This window comes from Rhodobacter ferrooxidans (genome assembly GCF_000176015.1).
In the GTDB taxonomy this organism is placed as follows: Bacteria; Pseudomonadota; Alphaproteobacteria; order Rhodobacterales; family Rhodobacteraceae; genus Pseudorhodobacter_B; species Pseudorhodobacter_B ferrooxidans.
Genome location: NZ_ACYY01000009.1, coordinates 56,558 through 78,263 on the forward strand (window position 1 = coordinate 56,558; position 21,706 = coordinate 78,263).

At 68.3% G+C, this 21,706-nt stretch carries 14 protein-coding genes and 2 pseudogenes; 7 read left to right on the forward strand and 9 right to left on the reverse strand.

Annotated features, from left to right (window positions below; all coding sequences use genetic code 11):
* Positions 1 to 9: 9 nt before the first annotated feature.
* Positions 10 to 705, reverse strand: a complete 696-nt coding sequence (locus RSW2DRAFT_RS08395; protein WP_008029956.1) for a GntR family transcriptional regulator — start codon at positions 703 to 705, stop codon at positions 10 to 12.
* On the reverse strand, positions 702 to 2,066 hold the full coding sequence (locus tag RSW2DRAFT_RS08400) for a formimidoylglutamate deiminase (RefSeq protein ID WP_008029958.1): 1,365 nt from the start codon (positions 2,064 to 2,066) through the stop codon (positions 702 to 704). Before RSW2DRAFT_RS08400 ends, RSW2DRAFT_RS08395 begins: the two co-directional genes overlap by 4 nt.
* A 74-nt stretch (positions 2,067 to 2,140) precedes the next feature.
* On the opposite strand from RSW2DRAFT_RS08400, the pseudogene hutI reads away from it, so the two are divergent.
* From hutI to RSW2DRAFT_RS08430, 6 genes and pseudogenes are all read left to right on the forward strand, one after another.
* Positions 2,141 to 3,323 (forward strand): annotated as a pseudogene (gene hutI, locus RSW2DRAFT_RS08405) (imidazolonepropionase).
* Positions 3,313 to 4,845 (forward strand): histidine ammonia-lyase, encoded by a 1,533-nt coding sequence (hutH, locus tag RSW2DRAFT_RS08410; RefSeq protein ID WP_008029960.1) that lies wholly within the window; start codon positions 3,313 to 3,315, stop codon positions 4,843 to 4,845. The pseudogene hutI and the gene hutH overlap by 11 nt, the downstream one beginning before the upstream one ends.
* The gene (locus tag RSW2DRAFT_RS08415; RefSeq protein ID WP_008029961.1) at positions 4,842 to 6,035 is read left to right on the forward strand and encodes a CaiB/BaiF CoA transferase family protein; all 1,194 of its coding nucleotides are present in this window, start codon (positions 4,842 to 4,844) and stop codon (positions 6,033 to 6,035) included. The genes hutH and RSW2DRAFT_RS08415 overlap by 4 nt, the downstream gene beginning before the upstream one ends.
* Complete coding sequence (locus RSW2DRAFT_RS08420) at positions 6,028 to 7,167, forward strand: acyl-CoA dehydrogenase family protein (RefSeq protein ID WP_008029962.1); 1,140 nt, start codon at positions 6,028 to 6,030, stop codon at positions 7,165 to 7,167. The genes RSW2DRAFT_RS08415 and RSW2DRAFT_RS08420 overlap by 8 nt, the downstream gene beginning before the upstream one ends.
* Before the next feature lie 7 nt (positions 7,168 to 7,174).
* Complete coding sequence (gene hutU / locus RSW2DRAFT_RS08425) at positions 7,175 to 8,854, forward strand: urocanate hydratase (protein ID WP_008029963.1); 1,680 nt, start codon at positions 7,175 to 7,177, stop codon at positions 8,852 to 8,854.
* A gap of 80 nt (positions 8,855 to 8,934) precedes the next feature.
* Positions 8,935 to 9,588 (forward strand): flavin reductase family protein, encoded by a 654-nt coding sequence (locus tag RSW2DRAFT_RS08430; RefSeq protein WP_008029964.1) that lies wholly within the window; start codon positions 8,935 to 8,937, stop codon positions 9,586 to 9,588.
* A 78-nt stretch (positions 9,589 to 9,666) separates the two neighbouring features.
* Here RSW2DRAFT_RS08430 and RSW2DRAFT_RS08435 read toward each other — a convergent pair.
* The 5 genes and pseudogenes from RSW2DRAFT_RS08435 to thrC form a co-directional block, all read right to left on the reverse strand.
* Positions 9,667 to 11,084 (reverse strand): annotated as a pseudogene (locus tag RSW2DRAFT_RS08435) (FAD-binding oxidoreductase).
* Positions 11,085 to 11,100: 16 nt separating this feature from the next.
* Complete coding sequence (locus RSW2DRAFT_RS08440) at positions 11,101 to 11,631, reverse strand: DUF1697 domain-containing protein (RefSeq protein ID WP_008029967.1); 531 nt, start codon at positions 11,629 to 11,631, stop codon at positions 11,101 to 11,103.
* 39 nt (positions 11,632 to 11,670) lie between these two features.
* Positions 11,671 to 12,255, reverse strand: coding sequence for a GNAT family N-acetyltransferase (locus RSW2DRAFT_RS08445; protein ID WP_008029968.1), 585 nt, complete (start codon positions 12,253 to 12,255; stop codon positions 11,671 to 11,673).
* Positions 12,255 to 13,514, reverse strand: a complete 1,260-nt coding sequence (locus RSW2DRAFT_RS08450; RefSeq protein ID WP_008029970.1) for a M16 family metallopeptidase — start codon at positions 13,512 to 13,514, stop codon at positions 12,255 to 12,257. Before RSW2DRAFT_RS08450 ends, RSW2DRAFT_RS08445 begins: the two co-directional genes overlap by 1 nt.
* The gene (gene thrC, locus RSW2DRAFT_RS08455) at positions 13,511 to 14,896 is read right to left on the reverse strand and encodes a threonine synthase (protein WP_008029971.1); all 1,386 of its coding nucleotides are present in this window, start codon (positions 14,894 to 14,896) and stop codon (positions 13,511 to 13,513) included. The genes RSW2DRAFT_RS08450 and thrC overlap by 4 nt, the downstream gene beginning before the upstream one ends.
* A gap of 180 nt (positions 14,897 to 15,076) precedes the next feature.
* Here thrC and tldD point away from each other — a divergent pair, with 180 nt between their 5' ends.
* Complete coding sequence (gene tldD / locus RSW2DRAFT_RS08460; RefSeq protein ID WP_008029973.1) at positions 15,077 to 16,498, forward strand: metalloprotease TldD; 1,422 nt, start codon at positions 15,077 to 15,079, stop codon at positions 16,496 to 16,498.
* Positions 16,499 to 16,724: 226 nt separating this feature from the next.
* On the opposite strand, the gene RSW2DRAFT_RS08465 is transcribed toward tldD, so the two are convergent.
* Together RSW2DRAFT_RS08465 and RSW2DRAFT_RS08470 are read right to left on the reverse strand one after the other, a co-directional pair.
* Positions 16,725 to 19,043 carry a Tex family protein gene (locus RSW2DRAFT_RS08465; protein ID WP_008029975.1) on the reverse strand — a complete coding sequence of 773 codons (2,319 nt, stop codon included), beginning with the start codon at positions 19,041 to 19,043 and terminating at the stop codon, positions 16,725 to 16,727.
* Between the two features lie 78 nt (positions 19,044 to 19,121).
* Complete coding sequence (locus tag RSW2DRAFT_RS08470) at positions 19,122 to 21,659, reverse strand: cation-translocating P-type ATPase (protein ID WP_008029977.1); 2,538 nt, start codon at positions 21,657 to 21,659, stop codon at positions 19,122 to 19,124.
* Positions 21,660 to 21,706 lie beyond the last annotated feature (47 nt).

Below are 21,706 nucleotides of genomic sequence, written 5' to 3' on the forward strand. Positions count from 1 at the left end.
ATGAAAGCCTTAGACCAGCGTGTGCAGCCGATAGCCCGGCGCGTGGGCCAGTCGAACGGCAGTGATCGGTTGCGCCTCGCTCCAGGTGCTGCGTTCGGTGACAAACAGCGCGGTGCCTTTGGGCAGACCCAGGATCGCCGCCTCGGCGTCGCTGGCGTTTTCGGCGGAAAAGGCAATGTCGCCAGAGGTATAGGCCACATGCGTCACCAGCCATTCATTGGCCGAGATCGCGGCAAAGTCCGGTAGCGGCTGCGGCAGGGCGGCGGGGTTCAGCCAGCGGTCCTCGTGCAGGAACGGCTTGCCATCGGCCAGATGCAGGGTGCGCAGGTGCAAAAGACGCGACCCCGGCGCCAGACCCAGTTTCAACGCCACCGGCACCGGCGGCAGCGCCATCTCCGACTGCAGCAGCCGGAAGCTGTAGCTTTGGCCGCGCGCCTCGACCTCGGCGCGGGTCACCGGGATGTCCAGCGTCGCCTTGCGCACCGGGTGCAGCGCCACGCGGGTGCCGGCCTTGCGGCGACGTTCCAGAACCCCGGCGGCGGCCAGATCGCGCAGCGCCCGGTTCACCGTGGCGCGGGCGCAGCCGAATTCCGCCGCGAGGTCCGCCTCGTTCGGAATGGCCTCCCCCGGCGCCCAATCACGCGCTCGGATGCGGCGCAGCACCTCGGCGCGGATCGCCTCCCAGCCCTTGGGTTGCCCGCTCACAGCCGCCCCCGCAGCCGCTGCGTGCAGGCGCGGTAGGCGGCGGTGATGGCGTCATGCGCGTGGTGGCGGCCACCTGTCACCAGATGCCGCCCGGCCGACCAGACTTCGCTGATCATCCGGTCGTCGCCTGCGAAAATCCAGGCGTCGAGCGTGGCATCGCCCGCCGTGCCCGCCAGATCGACCGCCCCCCTATCCAGCGCCAGCATATCGGCCCAGCCGCCGACCCGCAGCCCGCCAGGCCCGCGCCCGCAAGCCTGCGCGCCCCCGGCAACCGCGCCGTCATACAGCACCCGGCCGGTCGAGCGGTCCGGCGTCGCCAGCACCGCGCGGCCATGATCGCGCAGCCGCTGGCCGTATTCCAGCAGCCGCAATTCCTCGGCCAGCGCGATCCGCAGGTTGCTATCCGACCCGATGCCGAAGGCGCCGCCCGCCGCCAGATGGCGCGCGCCGTCAAAGATGCCGTCACCCAGATTGGCCTCGGTGATCGGGCACAGCCCGGCCACGGCACCCGATTGCGCCAGAGCCACAGTCTCGGCGGCGGTCATCTGGGTGGCATGAATGGCGCACCAGCGGGCATCGACCGAAGCATTGGCCAGCAGCCATTCGGTGGGGCGCGCGCCGTAAGCCGCCTGCACTTCGGCCACCTCGGCCTGCTGCTCGGCCAGATGCAGGTGGATCGGCGCTTGCGGGGCCAGGGCCGCGGCCATCTGCAAGCCCTGCTTGCTGACCGCGCGCAGCGAATGAGGGGCCACGCCCAGCACGGCATCGGCGGGCAAGGCCGCAAGCGCCCGCGCCGCCCCCTGCCACAGGTCGGCAAACCGCGCGTTGTCATTGCCAAAGCGCATCTGCCCCGGCCCAAGGCTGCGCCCGTCGCAACCGCCCTGCTGATACAGCACCGGCAGCAGCGTCAACCCGATGCCGGTCTGATGCGCCGCCGCCACGATCCGCGCCGCCATCTCGGCCAGATCGGCGTAGGGTGCCCCGCCCGGCTGGTGGTGCAGATAGTGGAACTCGCCCACCGCGGCATAACCCGCCTCCAGCATTTCCATCTGCACGAAGGCGGCGATGGCCTGCACGTCGTCGGGGCTCAGGTGGTCGAGGAAGCGATACATCAGCGCCCGCCAGGTCCAGAAGCTGTCGGTGCCGGAGCCGCGCCGCTCGGTCATCCCAGCCATGGCGCGCTGAAAAGCGTGGGAGTGCAGGTTGGCAGGTGCGGGCAGCAGGCATCCCAGCCGCTGACCCGAGGGGGACGCCCCCGGCGTGATCGCGGCAATCCGGCCCCCGGCCAGATCGACCCGCACCGATTGCGCCCAGCCATCAGGCAGCAGCGCGGTTTCGGCCCAAAGCGTCGTGGCGGTCATGGCGGCCCTCTTGACAGCGGTTATTATGTGCAGACATATTAGCCGCATCGGCAGCGATATGGCAAGGGGCGGCGATGATTCTGACCAATGCCCGGGTGGCAACCATGGCGACAGGCTACGGCCTGATTTCGCATGGCGCGATCATGGTGCAAGAAGGCCGCATCGTCTGGGTGGGTGCCGAGGCTGACCTGCCCGACGCCAGCGGCCCGCGGCACGACATGGGCGGTCGGCTGATCACCCCGGCGCTGATCGACTGCCATTCGCATGTGGTGTTCGCGGGCAGCCGGGCTGCGGAATTCGAGATGCGGCTGAACGGCGCCAGCTATGCCGATGTCGCCCGCGCCGGCGGCGGGATCATGGCCACGGTCACCGCCACGCGGGTGGCATCGGAGGATGATCTGCTGGCGCAGGCGCTTGCCCGTGTTGACCAGATGCTGGCGCAGGGCGTGGCGACGCTGGAGATCAAGTCGGGCTATGGCCTTGATGTGGATACAGAACTGCGGATACTGCGGGTGGCGCGGCGGATCGGGCACCTGCGTGCGGTGACGGTGCGCACGACCTTTCTGGGTGCCCATGCCGTGCCGCCCGGCCTGACCGCCGACACCTATATCGACCAGCAGGTGCTGCCCGCCCTGCATGCCGCCCATGCCGAAGGGCTGGTGGATGCGGTGGACGGCTTTTGCGAAACCATCGCCTTTTCCCCCGCCCAGATCGAACGGGTGTTCACCGCCGCCCGCGCGCTTGGCCTGCCGGTGAAACTGCATGCCGAGCAGCTTTCCAACCTGCATGGCGCCGCCCTCGCCGCCCGCCATTCCGCCCTGTCCGCCGACCATCTGGAGTATCTGGACGAAGCCGGCGCCGCCGCGATGGCCGAGGCGGGCAGCGTGGCGGTGATCCTGCCCGGTGCTTTCTACACCCTGCGCGAGACGCAATTGCCCCCCATCGACCTGCTGCGCAGCCATGGCGTGCCGATGGCGGTGGCCACCGATTGCAACCCCGGCACAGCGCCAATGACCAGCCTGCCGCTGGCGATGAACATGGCCTGCACCCTGTTCCGCCTGACCCCGCTGGAGGCGCTGCAAGGCACCACGCTGCACGCCGCCCGCGCCCTTGGCCTGGCCGACCGGGGGCACCATTACCCCCGGCCAGCGCGCCGATCTGGCGGTGTGGGACGCCGCGCATCCCGCAGAACTTTCCTATCGCATCGGCGCCACCCCGCTGTTTGCCCGCATGGTCGGAGGCCATCTTGACGCCTGAAATCCTGACACCCGGTGCCACCACGCTTTCGCAACTGGAACGGCTTTTCCGCACGGAAGCCCCCGCCCGGCTTGACCCCGCAGCCCGCCCCGGCGTTGAAGCCGCTGCCGCCTGCATCGCCCGCGCGGCGGCGGGCGAGGCCGCGGTTTACGGGGTGAATACCGGCTTTGGCAAACTCGCCAGCCTGAAGATCGCCCCCGCCGACACCGCGACGTTGCAACGCAACCTGATCCTGTCGCATTGCTGCGGTGTGGGCGATCCGATGCCGCGGGCCGTGGCGCGGCTGATGATGGCGTTGAAATTGCTGTCGCTTGGCCGTGGTGCCTCGGGCGTGCGCTGGGACATCGTGGCGCTGCTGGAGGGGATGCTGGCGGCAGGCGTGACCCCGATTGTCCCGGCCCAGGGCTCGGTCGGCGCTTCGGGCGATCTGGCCCCCTTGGCGCATATGGCGGCGGTGATGATTGGCGCGGGCGCGGCGGAATACCTTGGCGAAACCCTGCCCGGCGCGCAGGCCTTGGCGCAGGCTGGCCTGACCCCGGTGGTGCTGGGGCCGAAAGAGGGGCTCGCCCTGATCAACGGCACCCAGTTTTCCACGGCCTATGCGCTGGTCGGCCTGTGGGGTGCCTGGCGCGGCGCGCAGAACGCGCTGGTGACCTCGGCGCTATCGACCGACGCCATCATGGGCTCCACCGCCCCCCTGCACCCCGAAATTCACACCCTGCGCGGCCAACCGGGGCAGATCCTCGCCGCCGCCACCCTGCGGGCGCTGCTGGACGGCTCGGTGATCCGCGAAAGCCACCGCGACGGCGATACCCGCGTGCAAGACCCCTACTGCATCCGCTGTCAGCCGCAGGTCACCGGGGCGGCGCTGGACGTGCTGCGGATGGCCGCGACCACCCTGCAGACCGAGGCCAACGCCGCCACCGACAACCCGCTGGTGCTGTCGGACGGCAGCATCGTTTCGGGCGGCAATTTCCATGCCGAACCGGTGGGCTTTGCCGCCGACATGATCGCGCTGGCGATCAGCGAGATCGGCGCGATAGCCCAGCGGCGGGTGGCGCTGATGGTCGATCCGGTGCTGAGTTGCGACCTGCCCGCCTTCCTGACCCCGCGCCCCGGCCTGAACTCCGGCCTGATGATCGCCGAGGTGACGACGGCGGCTTTGATGAGCGAAAACAAGCATCTGGCCCATGCGACGGTGATTGATTCGACGCCCACCTCGGCCAATCAGGAGGATCATGTGTCGATGGCCGCCCATGGCGCGCGGCGGCTGGGGCGGATGGTCGAAAACCTGAATGTGATCCTCGGGGTCGAGGCGATCTGTGCCGCGCAAGGCGTGGATTTCCGGGCGCCGCTGGCGACATCCGCGCCGTTGCAGCGGGTGGTGGCGCGGCTGCGGGTCGATGTGGCCACGCTGGAAAACGACCGCTACCTGGCCCCCGACCTCGCCGCCGCCGCGCGTCTGGTCGCCGCTGGCGCGCTGACCGATGCCGCCGCGATCAGCCTGCCGGAACTGCCATGAAACCGCTGCAAGGCATCCGCGTGCTTGATCTGACCCGCGTCTTGGCCGGGCCGTTCTGCACCGCTCTGCTGGCCGATCTGGGGGCCGAGATCATCAAGCTGGAACCCCCGGCGGGCGATGATTACCGCCACATCGGGCCGTTCCTGCAGGGCGAATCGGCGCTGTTCACGCTGGTGAACCGCGGCAAGGACTCGATCGTGATCGACCTGAAAGCGCCGAAAGGTCAGGCGCTGGCCGCCGCGATTGCCGCGCAATGCGATGTGGTGGTGGAAAACTTCCGCCCCGGCGTGGCCGCGCGGCTTGGCCTTGGCGCCGAGACGCTGCGCGCCGCCAACCCGGGCCTGATCTACGCCTCGATCTCCGGTTTCGGCCAGACCGGGCCGAACACCCTGCTGCCGGCCTATGATCTGGTGGCGCAGGCGATGTCGGGGCTGATGGCGGCGACCGGCGAGGAAGGCGGTGCTCCGCTGAAGGTTGGCGAAAGCTACGGCGACCTGATGGCGGGGCTTTACGCCAGTTGGGCGATCCTCGCCGCGCTGCTGCGCCGCAATGCCAGTGGTGAAGGGGCGACGCTGGATGTCGCCATGTTCGACGCGCTGTTCTCGCTGCTGCCGACCAGCCACGCGCTGCAATTCTACGCCGGGCGCGCGCCGCAGCGGGTCGGCAATCGCCACCCCCTCTCCACCCCCTTCGGCTGCTACCCCTGCGCCGATGGCCAGGCGGTGATCGCGGTGCTGGGCGACGGCCAGTGGAGCCGCCTTTGCACCCTGATCGGCGCGCCGGAAGCGGCAACCGACCCGCGCTTTGCCACGGATGAGTTGCGCACCGAGCATGAACCTGCGGTGAAAGCCCTGATCGAGGCCTGGACCAAACCCCGCCCCGCAGCCGAAGTGACCGCCGCCCTGTCCGCCGCGGGCATCCCCACCGCGCAGGTGCAAAGCCTGGCCGAAGCCGCCGCCTCGCCGCAGGCCACCGCCCGCGGGCTGGTGAGCGCCCTGCCACACCACAGCCTCGGGTCAGCCCCCACCATCGGCCAACCCGTTCATTTCGATGGCGAAAAACCCATCGCTGCCGCGTCGGCCCCGGCGCTTGGCGGCCAGTCCGACGCCATCCTGACCCGGCTTGGCATGGCCGACCAGATCGCCGCCCTGCGCGCCGCCGGTATCCTGCAAGGAGGCAGCGATGATTGACCTCTTTCACATGCTGACCGACGAAGAACGCGCCTTCCTCGCCATGCTTTCCCGCTTCTGCGCCGCCGAAATCGCGCCCAAAGCCGCGGCAACCGACGCCACCGCCCGCTTCGTCGCCCCCCAGATCAAAGCCCTTGCCGAAACCGGCATGTTGGGCGCCAACCTGCCCGAGCCTTGGGGCGCAGGCATCTCGGCGCAAGCCCTGCTGAAAGCGGTGGAGATTGTCGCCGGTGCCTGCGGCTCGACCGTTTCAGCGCTGACCGCGCATTATCTGGCCACCGACAGCCTGCTGCACGGCGGCGATGATGCGATCCGCGCCCGCTATCTGCCCGCCGCCGCCGCTGGCACCAGCCTCGGCGCCTTTGCCCTGACCGAACCCAACGCCGGCTCCGACCCCGCCGACATGCGCAGCCGCGCCACCCGCACCCCGCAGGGCTACCACCTGAAGGGGCGCAAATGCTTCATCTCCAACGGCGGCGTGGCGGATTTCGTGGTGGTTTATGCGGTGACCGACCCCGCCGCCGGGCATCGCGGCATTTCGGCCTTCGTGGTGGACAAGGGCACGCCCGGCTTCACCCCCGGCCGGGCCGAACAGACCATGGGCCTGCGCGGCGGCCATGTCTGGGAACTGGATTTCGACTGCCACCTGCCCGAAACTCAACGCCTTGGCCAAGAAGGGTCCGGCTTCAAGACCGCGATGAAAGTGCTGGACGCAGGTCGGGTGGAAGTGGCCGCCATGTGCATCGGCATCGCCCAGCAAGCCCTTGATCTGGCAACGCAATGGGCGAAAACCCGCATCATCGGCGGTGCGCCGCTGGCCGACCGGCAAGGCATCCGCTGGCAACTGGCGGATATGGCGCTTGATCTGCAATCCGCGCGCCTGCTGGCCCTCGAAGCCGCCCGCCAACGCCAGAACCACGAACGCTTCAGCCTTGCCGCCAGCATGGCCAAACTGCACGCCTCGGAAATGGCGCATCGCGTCACCGATGCTGCCCTGCAACTGCACGGCGGCTACGGCTACACCCGCGATTTCCCGCTGGAACGGCTGGCCCGCGACGTCCGCATCATGCGAATCTACGAGGGCAGTTCGGAAATTCAACGCAACATCATCTCGGCCTATCAGCTTTCCTGAGGACACCATGACCCGCCACAACACCCGCGACATCTACCCCGCCGTAGGCTCCGAAATCACCGCCAAATCCTGGCTGACCGAGGCGCCGATGCGGATGCTGATGAACAACCTGCACCCTGATGTGGCCGAAAACCCGCATGAATTGGTGGTTTACGGCGGCATCGGTCGCGCCGCCCGCACCTGGGAGGATTTCGACCGCATCGTGGCCAGCCTGAAAACCCTGAACGACGACGAGACCCTGCTGGTGCAGTCGGGCAAACCGGTCGGCGTGTTCCGCACCCACAAGGACGCGCCGCGGGTGCTGATCGCCAACTCCAATCTGGTGCCGCATTGGGCCACCTGGGACCACTTCAACGAACTCGATAAACGGGGTCTGGCGATGTATGGCCAGATGACCGCGGGATCGTGGATTTACATTGGAACTCAAGGCATTGTGCAGGGAACCTTCGAAACGTTTGCCGAGGCCGGGCGGCAGCATTACGGCGGCGACCTGAAGGGCCGCTGGATTCTGACAGCCGGCCTGGGCGGCATGGGCGGCGCGCAACCCTTGGCGGCGGTAATGGCCGGGGCCTGCTGCCTGGCGGTGGAATGTGACGAGACCAGAATAGATTTTCGCATCAGAACCAGATACCTGGATGCCAAAGCTCAGACTCTGGATGAAGCCCTTGCAATGATCGCCGGCTGGACGGCCAAGGGCGAGGCGAAGTCGGTGGGCCTGCTGGGCAACGCCGCCGACATCTTCCCCGAACTGGTCGCCCGGATGAAACAGGGCGGCCCCCGCCCCGATATCGTCACCGACCAGACCTCGGCCCACGATCCCTTGCACGGCTACCTGCCGCAGGGCTGGGGCGTGGCGCAATGGCGCGCGGTGCAGGAAACCGACCCGAAAGCGGTGGAAAAGGCCGCCCGCGCCAGCATGAAAACCCATGTGGCGGCAATGGTCGATTTCTGGAACGCACGCGTGCCGACCCTCGACTATGGCAACAACATCCGGCAGGTGGCGCTGGACGAGGGGCTGGAAAACGCCTTCGCCTTCCCCGGCTTCGTGCCCGCCTATATCCGCCCGCTGTTCTGCCGCGGCATCGGCCCGTTCCGCTGGGTGGCGCTGTCGGGCGACCCCGAGGATATCTACAAGACCGACGCCGCGATGAAGAAACTGTTCCCGGAAAACACCCATCTGCACACCTGGCTCGACATGGCCGCCGAGCGCATCGCCTTTCAGGGCCTGCCCGCCCGCATTTGCTGGATCGGCCTTGGCGACCGCCACCGCGCCGGGCTGATGTTCAACGACATGGTGGCCTCGGGTGAACTCAAGGCCCCGATCGTGATCGGCCGCGACCACCTCGATTCGGGTTCCGTCGCCAGCCCCAACCGCGAGACCGAGGCGATGCAGGACGGCTCGGATGCCGTCTCTGACTGGCCGCTGCTGAACGCGCTCTTGAACACCGCCTCGGGCGCCACCTGGGTCTCGATCCACCACGGCGGCGGCGTCGGCATGGGCTTTTCGCAACACTCCGGCATGGTCATCGTCGCTGACGGCACCCCGGACGCCGCCCGCCGCCTGCAAAACGTGCTGTGGAACGACCCCGCCACCGGCGTGATGCGCCACGCCGACGCGGGTTACCAAACCGCCCTCGACTGCGCCCGCGAGCACGACCTGAACCTGCCCGCCATCCTCGGCACCTGATTTCTCCTTTGCTCAAATATCCCCGGGGGGTCCGGGGGGCAGGCAGCCCCCCGGCCTCTCCACCAGACCGGAGCCTGCCCATGCACTACGCCCCCGGCACCGAGCCCTGCCCGCTGCCGTTCAGCCCGTTCAAATCCTGCACCGTGCCGCGGCCGATCGGCTGGATCTCCACAATCTCGAAAACCGGCCGCCCCAACCTCGCGCCCTACAGCCAGTGGCAGAACCTCAGCTTTGACCCACCGATGGTGATGTTCGCCGCCAACCCCTACAGCGACGGCCGCCGCAAGCACACGGTGATCAATGCCGAGGATACCGGCTGGTTCGTCTGGAACATGGCCACCTACGCGCTGCGCGAGGCAGTCAACATCTCGGCGATGGAATGGCCCGAAGGCGTGGACGAGTTCGAAAAGGCCGGCGTCACCCACGCGCCTTGCATCGACGCCCCCGGCCCGCGGGTGGCCGAAAGCCCGGCGCAGTTCGAGTGCCGGTTTCATTCGACCCACCGGCTGCGCGGCAACTCGGCGCATGGCGGGGTGGATGTGGTTTACGGCGAGGTGGTGCGGATTCACGTGGCCGACCATGTGCTGACCGCCGAAGGCAAGCTCGACATCGCAGCGATCCGGCCGCTGGCCCGGCTGGGGTATTACGATTACACCACCGTCACCGAGGTGTTCGAGATGCGGATTCCGGGGGCCTCGGGCATGGCGGCGGCGGGGCTGGAGGGCAAGGCTTGAGCAAGGGGGGCTCGCCCCCCTCTTGGCCTTTGGCCAATTCACCCCGGAGGATATTTGTCCAAAGGAGAAATGCGCAGGTCAGGGGGTGGCGCGCAGCACGGCGCCGGGGTTCATGATGCCAAGCGGATCGAGGGCGGACTTGATTGCCCGCATTGCCGCCAGTTTGGCGGGGTCGGCGTAGTTCTCCAGATCATCGACCTTCAGCCGCCCGATGCCGTGTTCGGCAGAGACCGAGCCGCCCATCGCATCGACCATGTCATGCACCAGGGTCTTGATCGCGGCGCGCTGATCTTCATGCGCCGCCCGGTGGCCGCCGCGCGGCGGAAAGACGTTGTAATGCAGGTTGCCGTCGCCCAGATGGCCAAAGCAGTTGATCCGCCAATCGCCCAAAGCCGCCAGCGCCGGGGGAGCCGTGGCAAGGAACTCGGGGATCAGGCTCAGGGGCAGCGAGATGTCGTGGCTGGACACCGCGCCGATGCGGCGGTTGGCCTCGGGCAGGCTTTCGCGCAGGGTCCAGAAGCTGGCGCGTTGAGCGGCGGAACTGGCGATCACCCCGTCGAGGGCCAGGCCTCCGGCTTCGGCGGCGGCGAACAGGCCTTCCAACGCCGCGGTCGGATCAAGCCCCATCGGCATGCCGATGTCGATCAGCACCATCCATTCGGGCGGCGTGGCGAAGGGTTGCCGCACGCTCGGCATGGTCTCGGTCAGGAAATCGAGGCCGGTGCGGTGGATCAGCTCGAAGGCCGAGATCATCCCGCCCAGCCGCGCCTGTGCCAGGGCCAGCAGATGCAGCGCCGCTTGCGGGTCGGGCACCGTCAGGAAGGCCGCCCCTTCCGCAGCAGGCCGCGGAAACAGCTTCAGGCTCGCGGCGGTGATCACCCCCAAGGTGCCTTCCGACCCGATCAGCAGGTTCTTCAGATCATAGCCGGTGTTGTCCTTGCGCAGCCGTTTCAGCCCGTGCCAGATGCTGCCATCGGGCAAGACCGCCTCCAACCCCAGGCACAGGTCGCGCGCATTGCCATAGCGCAGCACGTTCACCCCCCGGCATTGCAGGCCAGATTGCCGCCGATCCGGCAGGAGCCTTGCGCGGCAAGGGTCAGCGGGAACAGCCGCGCCGCCGCTTCCGCCGTCGCCTGCACATCGGCCAGAACCGCGCCCGCCTCGGCGATCAGCACGTTTTCCTCCGGGTAGATCGCCCGCACTTTCGCCATGCGTTCCAGCGAGATCAGCAACGGTGCGGGGCCATCTGGCATCACCTGCCCGCCCACCAGCCCGGTGCCCCCGCCCAAAGGCACCACGCCGACACGGGCCGCGGCACAGGCGCGGATCAGGGTCGCCACCTGTTCCACCGTCCGCGGCAAAGCCACCGCCGCCCCCTGCCCGTGCCAGCGCCCGCGCGGCTCGGACAGGTGGCGCGGCTCGGGGGGGCGCAGGGTGTCGGGGGGCAACTGGCTGGCCAGCATTTCCAGAAAGGCGGGGGCGGCGGGGTTCAGCATCAGGGGCCTTTGCGGTTCAGGGCAGAGTTCGGGCAATCTTTGCCAGCGCCTGCACCGTGCGCAGATTGCGCGCAGTCACCGGCAGTTTCAACCGCCCCAGCGCCTCGGCAAGGCGCGAGCGGCCGATGCCGACCGGGGCGTGCAGCCAAGCGAGATCGTTGGCGACCACCAGCGTCTCGCCATCCACGGCGCGGGCTTGCAGCGAAACCTGAAGATCGTCCGACAACCCATTACCAAGAAAGAAGAAATGTAGTGCGGTCGGTGCGGCTTCGGGAAACGGATTGGCCGCCAGTGCCGCCTCGATCTGCGCAAGGCTGCGCAGCAGCACCGGGGTGGCAATGCCGAACCGGCGGGCAAGGCCGTGCGAAATCCGCGCCGCCAACACCTCGGGCGCCTCCGCCGCGCGGAACACCGCATTGCCGCTTTGGATATGGCTGACCGCCCCCGGCAGGCCCAGATCGGCCAGCAGCGCGCGAAACTCCGGCATCGGCAACCGGTTGGCGCCGCCGACATTCACCCCCCGCAGCAGGCAAACCCACACCGTCATCGCCACGAAGACCGCGCGGCAGCGAGGGATGAGGGTGCCCTAGCCCGCATCGGTGCGCCCGCGCCGATCACCGCGCAGGTTGGCGTAAAGCACATGGTTGCGCCAGCGCCCGGCGATCTGCAGATAGCTTTGCGCGACGCCCTCATACTTGAAGCCGGTCTTTTCCAGCACCCCGCGCGACGGCGTGTTTTCGGGCAGGCAGGCGGCCTCGATCCGGCTCAGGTCCATCACCGTGAAGGCGTGATGCACCACCGCCAGGATCGCCTCGCGCATGAAGCCCTGCCGCGCGAAGGGCTGGCCGATCCAGTAACCCAGCGTTCCCGCCTGCACCGGGCCACGGCGGATGTTGTCCAGCGTGATCGCCCCCAGCAACTGACTGTCGCTGCGCCGGATCAGCACCAGCGGCAGCGCCGTGCCCTGCGCCTGCGCCCGCGCCGCCCAGGTGACGCGGTTCACAAACGCCTTGCGGCCCAGGTGGTCTTCGGCCCAGACCGGTTCCCACGGCACAAGGAATGTGGCGGAAACCTCGCGCAACCCCGCCCAGGCGCGGAAATCGCCCTGCACCGGCAGCCGCAGCGTCATGCGTTCGGTCTCGACCCGCAGTTTGCGCCGCAGCCCCAGCATCAGCCGACCAGCCCGGCGCGGATCACCTCCAGCGTCGGCGCGTCCTGCACCGGGCCATACAGTGCCAGTGCGGCAGGCGAGGCCGCCATCTGGCCGGCATAGCGGCGCACATCCGCCGTGGTCACGGCGTCGATCTTGGCCACGGCTTCGGCCACATCCGGCACCCGGCCAAAGATCGACAGCAGCCGCGCCAACCGTTCGGCCCGGCTGGAGGGGCTTTCCAGCCCCATCAGCAGCCCCGCCTTCAGTTGCGCCCGCGCCCGCGCCACTTCGGCCTCGGCCATGTCGCCCGCCGCACGTTTCAACTCGTCGATGGTCAGTTGCGTGAGGTCACCGATCTCCTCGGCCGAGGTGCCAGCATAGATGGTGATCTGGCCGGTATCCTCGTAAGCGCCCGACTGCGCGAAGATCGAGTAGCAAAGCCCTCTTTCTTCACGGATTTTCTGGAACAGGCGGCTCGACATGCCCCCCCCCAGTGCCGTCGCATAGATCTGGGCGATATAGACATCGGGGTGCAGATAGCTTGGCGCCTCGAAGGCGAGAGCGAAATGCACCTGCTCCAGATCCTTGACCTCGCGCCGTTCGGCCCCCGAGAACCGCGCGGGCTGGATCGCCGATGCGCCCACCGGTTTCAGCCCGCCAAAGATCGCCTGCGCCTGCGCCAGAATGGCGTCGTGATCCACCCCGCCCGCCGCCGCCAGGATCATCTGGTCCGGCCCGTAATGTTCCGCCACAAAGCCGGTCAGATCGGCGCGGGCGAAGGCCGAGACCCGCTCGGCGGTGCCCAGAATGGTGCGGCCAAACGGTTGGTCGGGATAGCTGACCTCTTGCAGCCAGTCGAAGATGATGTCGTCGGGCGTGTCCAGCGCCTGACCGATTTCCTGCAGGATCACATGGCGTTCAACCTCGATCTCCTTGGGGTCGAACACCGGGTTCAGCACGATATCCGAGATCACATCCAGCGCCAGCGCCACATCGGCCGACAGCACGCGGGCGTAATAGGCGGTCATTTCCTTGGAGGTATAGGCGTTGATGAAACCGCCAACGTCTTCAATTTCCTCGGCAATCTGCAGGGCCGTGCGCCGCTTGGTGCCCTTGAATGCCATGTGTTCCAGAAAATGCGCGATGCCGTTCTGTTCGGGGCGTTCATGCCGCCCGCCTGCCTGCACCCAGATGCCGACCGAGGCCGATTGCAGCCCCGGCATGGCTTCGGTCACCACCCGCAGCCCGTTGGGCAGGGTATCGAGTCTGACGGTCAAAGGGCGATCCTCTCGCGGATAAGGGCTTGCAGCGCGCATAGGTCGTTGGGCACCCGGGTCACCCGTTCGGGGCGGTCGTAAAGGTCGGCCATATGCGGCGGCAAGGCCGGACGGATGCCGCAGGCGGCCTGCACCGCATCGGGGAACTTGGCGGGATGCGCCGTGGCAAGGGTGATCATCGGCACCGGGCCAAGGTGGTCGGCGGCGACCTTCACCGCCACGGCGGAATGCGGGCACAGCACCTCGCCGGTGGCCGCCAGCGTGGCCGCGATGGTGGCCGAGGTCTCTTCCTCCGAGCAGCGCCCCGAGGCGAAGGTTTCGCGCAGGCTCTGCAACGCCCCCTGGCTGATGCGGAACCCGCCCGATTTCATCTCGTCCATCACCGCCGCCACCGCCGCGCCATCGCGCCCGTAGGCATCGAACAGCGCGCGTTCGAAGTTCGACGACACCTGAATATCCATCGACGGGCTGATCGAGGGTTTCACCCCGTTGGTGCGATGGTCGCCGGTCCGCAGCGCCCGGTCCAGAATGTCGTTCTGGTTGGTGGCGATCACCAGCTTTTCGATCGGCAGACCCATCTTGCGCGCGATGTAACCCGCGAAGATGTCACCGAAATTGCCGGTGGGCACGGTGAAGCTGACCGCCCGCCCCGGTGCGCCCAGCGCCACGGCGCTATAGAAATAGTAAACCACCTGCGCCAGCACCCGCGCCCAGTTGATGCTGTTCACCCCTGCCAGATGCACGCCGTCGCGGAAGGCGAAATCGTTGAACATGTCCTTCAGCCGGGCCTGACAATCGTCGAAATCGCCCTCCATCGCCAGCGCATGCACGTTGCTTTCGGTGGGCGTGGTCATCTGCCGCCGCTGGACCTCTGACACCCGTCCATGCGGGAACAGGATCACCACGTCGATGTTTTTCAGCCCCCGGAACGCCTCGATCGCCGCCGAGCCGGTATCGCCCGAGGTGGCACCCACGATGGTGATCCGCTGGCCGGATTTCGCCAAGGCCGCCTGCATCATCTGGCCGATGATCTGCATGGCGAAATCCTTGAACGCCAGCGTCGGACCGTGGAACAGCTCCAGCACGAAATGGTTCGGGCCGATCTGCACCAGCGGCGCGCGGGCGGCATGGTCGAACCCGGCATAGGCGGCGGCAATCAGGCGGCGGAACTCGGCGTCGGTGAAGGTGTCGCCCAGAAACGGCCGCATCACCCGGAACGCGGTTTCCTCGTAGGACAGCCCGGCCAGCGCGGCAATTTCCGCGGCGGGCAGCACCGGCACCGTTTCCGGCACATAAAGCCCGCCGTCGCGGGCAAGGCCGGTCATCATCGCCTCGCCAAAGCTCAAGGCAGGCGCCTGCCCCCGTGTCGAGATATACCGCATCAAAGCCTCGTCCTGCCGCGCAATCCTGTCCGACGCCTGATACGCCAGACTGCAAGAACTGTCATCCCCGCCCGGGCTTCTGCAAGCGAAAACCGCAAGATATCGGGCCAGCCGCAGATTGCCATTGTTCCCAAGCCCGCCCACACCATATCAAGCGGCAACGCCCAGGAAGGAACCCGCATGACCGACACCGCCTTTCGCCCGTTCGAGACGCATCTGGACGAGGCCACAGCATTGCGCGTGCTGCGCGCCGCCACTGACGGCGCCGATGATGGCGAGCTGTTTCTGGAACGCCGCCGGTCGGAACAACTGGTGCTGGATGACGGGCGGGTGAAGAACGCCAGCTACGATGCCTCCGAAGGTTTCGGCTTGCGGGCGGTGAAGGGCGAGGTGGCGGGCTACGCTCATTCCACCGAGATATCGGAACCAGCGCTGAAGCGGGCAGCGGAAACCGCGCGGCTGGCGGTGGGCAATGGTGGCGGCACCCTGGCCGATGCCCCCGCCCGCAGCAACGCCCGGCTTTACACCGACGCCGACCCGATGCTGGACGCCAGTTTCGCCGGCAAGATCGACCTGCTGCGCGAGATCGACGCCTATGCCCGCGGCCTTGACCGGCGGGTGGTGCAGGTCTCGGCCACCATCTCGGCGGGCTTGCAGGAAATCGCCATCCTGCGCCCGGAAGGCCAGCAGTTCCGCGACACAAGGCCGATGGCGCGGCTGAATATCTCGGTCATCGTCGAGCAGGGCGGGCGGCGCGAAAGCGGTGGCACGGGGGGCGGCGGGCGGCACGGGCTGGAGCGGCTGATGCAGCCGGCGCATTGGCAGGGCGTAGCGCGCGAGGCGCTGCGGATCGCGCTGGTGAACCTTGAGGCGGTGCCCGCCCCCGCCGGCACCATGGATGTGGTGCTGGGCGCGGGCTGGCCGGGGATCCTTTTGCACGAGGCCATCGGTCACGGGCTGGAGGGTGATTTCAACCGCAAGCAGACCTCGGCCTTTGCCGGCAAGATCGGCCAGCAGATCGCCGCGCGCGGGGTGACGGTGCTGGACGACGGCACCATCCCCGACCGCCGCGGCTCGATCTCGGTCGATGACGAGGGCACGCCCTCGGGGCGCAACGTGTTGATCGAGGACGGGATTCTGCTGGGCTACATGCAGGACCGCCAGAACGCCCGGCTGATGGGGGTGGCGGCCACCGGCAACGGCCGGCGCGAAAGCCATGCGCATATCCCGATGCCGCGGATGACCAACACCTACATGCTGGGCGGGCACACGCCCCCGGCGGAAATCGTGGCCAGTCTCAAGGACGGCATCTATGCCGTGGGCTTTGGCGGCGGCCAGGTCGATATCACCAACGGCAAGTTCGTGTTCTCCTGCACCGAGGCTTACCGGGTGCAGAACGGCATCATCGGAGCACCAGTGAAGGGTGCCACCCTGATCGGCGACGGTGCCACCGCCCTGCGCAACATCCGCGCCCTTGGCAACGACATGGCGCTGGACCCCGGCGTCGGCAATTGCGGCAAGGCCGGGCAATGGGTGCCGGTGGGGGTCGGGCAACCGACGCTGTTGATCGGCGGGCTGACGGTTGGCGGCTCGGCTGCATGACGACAGGCGGGGGTGAGGCGCGCCCGGAAAACCTTCCAGTGGAAGGTTTTCAGCGCCGAACGCCCGGCCCGTGGCCGGGCTGGGTCTGCCCCCCACACCCCCCGAGGATATTTGGACAAAGGAGAAGCCAAAGAACGAAGTATTCAGGTTTCACCTTTGCCCAAATATCCTCGGGAGGTGAATTGGCCGCAGGCCAAGAGGGGGGCAGACAGCCCCCCTTCCTGTCTCAGTCGCGCTTGAACGCCCCGCGCAGGGCATCGAACGGGCTGGAGCTTGCGGTCGTTGCCGGGCCCGCCGATTGCGGCAGCGGCTTGCTGGGGCCGCGCGGTGGTTGCGGGGCGCGGTGGGACACAGCCTCGCGGGCGCTGCTGCTGTCGGATTTCATCGTCAGGCCGATGCGTTTGCGCGCCACATCGACCTCGACCACCCGCACCTTGACCACATCGCCCGCCTTCACCACCGCATGCGGGTCTTTCACGAAGGCGTCGGCCAGTTGGCTGACATGCACCAGCCCGTCCTGATGCACGCCGATATCGACGAAGGCGCCGAAGGCCGCGACGTTGGTCACCGTGCCTTCCAGCATCATGCCGGGCTTCAAGTCCTTGATATCCTGCACCTCCTCGGAAAAGGTCGCGGTCTTGAAACTGGGCCGCGGGTCACGCCCGGGCTTTTCCAGCTCGGCCAGGATGTCCTTCACCGTCGGCAGACCGAACCGTTCGTCGATGAAATCGCGCGGATCAAGGGCGCGCAGCACGCCGGGTTCCGCCATAACCGCCCGCAGGTCGCGGCCGCAGGCGGCCACGATCTTGCGCGCCAGATCATAGGCTTCGGGGTGCACGGAACTGGCGTCCAGCGGCTCGGTGCCGCCCGAGACCCGCAGGAAACCTGCCGCCTGTTCGAACGCCTTCGGCCCCAGCCGCGGCACTTTCAGCAAGGTGCTGCGGCTGGTGAAACGGCCATTGGCGTCGCGATGCGCCACGATGGCCTCGGCCAGCCCCGGCCCGACGCCGGACACCCGCGCCAGCAGCGCGCTGGAGGCGGTGTTCAGATCGACCCCGACCGCGTTCACCGCATCCTCGACCACCGCCTCAAGGCTGCGGCCCAGCCGGTGCTGATCGACATCATGCTGATACTGGCCGACGCCGATGGCTTTCGGTTCGATCTTTACCAGTTCGGCAAGCGGGTCTTGCAGGCGGCGGGCAATCGACACCGCACCGCGCAAGCTGACATCCAGATCGGGAAACTCCGCCGCCGCCAGCGCCGAGGCCGAATAGACCGAGGCGCCGGCTTCGGACACGATCACCTTCACCGGCTTCGGCCCACCCCCCGGCAGCAGCGCCAGCAGGTCGGCCACCAGCTTTTCGGTCTCGCGCGAGGCGGTGCCGTTGCCGATGGCGATCAGCCCGACACCATGCTTGCGGATCAGCAGCGCCAGTTCGGCCTGCGCCCCGCGCAGGTCGTTCTTCGGCTGGAACGGATAGACCGTGCTGGTGGCCAAGAGCTTGCCGGTGCCATCGACCACCGCCACCTTCACCCCGGTGCGGATGCCGGGGTCAAGCCCCATGGTGGCCTTGCCGCCAGCAGGCGCCGCCAGCAGCAAGTCCTTCAGATTGCGCGCGAAAACCCGGATCGCCTCGGCCTCGGCGCGCTCGCGCAGGTCGGCCATCAGATCGAGCGTCAGCGTGGTTTTCAGCTTGATCCGCCAGGCCCAGCTTGCCGCCTCGCGCAGCCATTTGTCGCCGGGGCCGTTTCCATGTGCGGCCAGTTCCGCCGCCGCCATCTTTTCCCCGGGGCTTTCGCCGCGCGGCGCATCGGCGTCCACCGCCAGGTCGACCGACAAGAAACCATCATTCCGGCCGCGCAGCATCGCCAGCACCCGATGAGACGGGGCCTTGGCCCAATCTTCGGAATGGGCGAAATAGTCCGAGAACTTGGCGCCCTCGACCGCCTTGCCCTCGACCAGCCGCGCCTCCAGCCGGGCGACCTTCTGCATGTGGCGGCGCAAGCGGCCCAAGAGGTCGGCATTCTCGGCCAGCCCCTCGGCCAGAATGTCGCGCGCGCCTTCCAGCGCCACTTTCACGTCCGGCACGGCTTCGGTGACGTAAGCCGCCGCCAGCACCGCAGGATCGCTGCCGCGCTGCGCAAGGATCGCCTCGGCCAGCGGGCCAAGGCCGTTTTCCCGCGCGATCATCGCCTTGCTGCGGCGCTTGGGCTTGAAGGGCAGGTAGATGTCCTCCAACTCGGCCTTGGTCGCGGCCTTGCCGATGCCGGCCTCCAGATCCGCGGTCAGCTTGCCCTGGCCGCGGATCGAGTCCAGCACCGCCAGCCGCCGCGCCTCCAGCTCGCGCAGGTAATCCAGCCGCTCGGACAGGTTGCGCAACTGGGTGTCGTCCAGCCCGCCGGTGGCTTCCTTGCGATAGCGGGCGACGAAAGGCACGGTGGCGCCGCCGTCCAGCAGGGCGATGGCGGCATCGACCTGGGCGGGGGTGGCGGCAATTTCGGTGGCGATCGTGCGGGCGATGCGGCGGGCGGTCTCGGGGGTCATGGATATTCCGGTGCTGAACGAGGCGGAGGCCGACCTTAGCTGCCGTCCGCGGCAAGGGAAAGCCCGCGCGCGCGCCCGTCAGCCGGGAAGGCGCCGCACCGCCCGGCGCAACAGCGGCTTTGCCGCCTCCAGCAGCAGCAGAACGCCAAGTCCGGCCAGCGGCGGCACCAGAAGCCAGCGCGGTTCCAGCGCGCCAAACCCCAGCAGCGCCCGCGCCGGTTGCCACAGCAGCACCACCGCCAGCATTGCCGCCACCAGCGGCAGCACGACAAACAGCGCCCGGTTCGGCCGGATCAGCGCCGCCACCAGCGAGGCCGAGGCCGACCGGTTCACCAGGATCAGCGCCACGATCCCCAGCACCAGTGCGGCGAAGGTCAGCCCGCGCACCTGATCGGCGGCCAGCCCGAAACCCGGCGCAAACCAGAAGATCGCCGCCACAGCCGCAAAAACCGTGAGACCCTGCAACAGGCTCCACAGCACGGTCTGGCCGGAAAACAGCGGCTGATCCGCCGGTCGCGGCGGGCGGCGCATCACGCCCGCCTCCTCGCCCTCGGCCTCGAACACCAGCGAGCAGACCGGGTCGATGATCATTTCCAGAAAGGCGATATGCACCGGGCCGAACAGGATCGGCAGGCCGGTCAGCAGCGGCATCAGCGCGAGGCCGGCAATCGGCACATGCACCGCCAGAATGAAGCGCATCGCCTTGCGCAGGTTGTCATAAATCCGCCGCCCCAGCCGCACCGTGGTAACGATGGAACCGAAATCGTCGTCCAGGAGCACGATGGCGGCCGCCTCGCGCGCCACATCGGTGCCACGCCCGCCCATCGCCACGCCGATATGCGCGGCCTTCAAGGACGGTGCGTCGTTGACCCCGTCGCCGGTCATCGCCACCACGGCGCCACCCGCCTTCAGCGCCTGCACGATGCGCAGCTTCTGTTCGGGCATGATGCGGGCAAACACCGTCGCGGTCTTGACCGCCTTTGTCAGATCGGCGTCCGACATGGTTTCAAGCTCTGGCCCGGTGATCACCGTCCCGGCCGCCAGTCCCGCAGCAGAGGCGATGGCCCGGGCGGTGGCGGGATAGTCGCCGGTGACCATGATCACCCGGATGCCGGCGGTGCGACACTCGGCCACCGCTTGCGGCACCGTGGCGCGCAACGGGTCGGCCAGACCGACCAGCCCGGCAAAGGCCAGGGCAAAGCCTGCCTGCGCCTCGGGCAGGTCCGCCCCCGGTGCCAGCGTGCAACTGGCAATGCCCAGCACCCGCAGGCCGGCATCGGCCATGCCCTGCACCTGGTCTGCCAGCACCGCCCGCGCCGCGGGCGTCAGGGCGCAGAGGTCGGCCATCGCCTCGGGCGCGCCCTTGGCCGCGGCGATGCGCTGATCGCCGTCCTGCCAGACCTGGGTCATCGACAACTGGCCCGGCGACAGCGGGTAAGACCGGATCAGCCGCATCGCAGGGTCTGGCAACGCCAGGGCGAAGAACGCCTTTTCCATCGGGTCGAACGGCTGCGGCGTTGATGCAGCCGCACCCATGAGCGCAAGGTTCAGCAGGTCGGGCGGCATCGGCCCGTCGCCCACCGCAAAGCTGGCGCTGCCCGGCCGCTGCAACCGGGCAATCGCCATGCGGTTTTCGGTCAGCGTGCCGGTCTTGTCGGTGCACAGAACCGTTGCCGCCCCCAGCGTCTCGATCGCCGAGGCGCGGCGGGTCAGCACCCGGGCCTGCGATATCCGCCAGGCCGCCATCGCCATGAACACCGCCAGCACCATCGGAAATTCCTCGGGCAGCATCGACATGCCCACCGCAATCCCCGCCAGCACCGCCTGCAACCAGTCACCGCGCGTCAGCCCGTGCAAGGCGACAACGGCAAGACTGACCGCCGCCCCCGTCGCCGCGAACACCAGCACCAGCCGCCGCATCTGGCGTTGCAGATGCGGCACCTCGACCTCCAGCATTCCCAGCGATTTGCCGATCCTGCCGATTTCGCTGCGCGCGCCGGTGGCGGTGACTTCCGCCAGCCCGGAGCCGCGCACCACCAATGTGCCGGCAAAGACAAACGGCAGGTCATTGCCGCCCGGGCGCGGCGGGCTTGCCACCTGACCCGGCAGTTTGGAAACCGGTATCGCCTCGCCGGTCAGCAAGGATTCATCGGCAAAGACGCCGCTGGCCTGCAACAGCCGGGCATCGGCGGGCACCCGGTCGCCCTCGGCCAGCACCAGCAGATCGCCACGCACCACCTCGCGCCCGGCAATGCGCTGGCGTGTGCCATCGCGGATCACCAGCGCCCGCGGGCTGGTCAGGTCGCGCAGCGCCTCCAGCACCCGTTCGGTGCGGGCCTCTTGCACGGCGGTGATGCCGACCGAAAGGCAGGCGAAGGCCAGCAGGATCAGCGCCTCTTGCCGGTCGCCCAGCAGCAGATAGACCACGCCGCCCCCCAGCAGCAGCGCCAGCATCGGCTCGCGCAGCACGTCAAAGGCAATGCGCAGCCCCGAGCGGCGCTGCTGCCGCGGCAACTCGTTTGCCCCTTCCGAGGCCAGACGCGCCTGCGCCTGCGCTGCGGTCAGCCCCTGCGGCAGGCTGTCGTCGGTCGCATCCTGCATCAGACCCCACACCATGACAGCCTGTCTTGTGATAGCCTGATCCGCCGCCGAAGTCGCGCCAG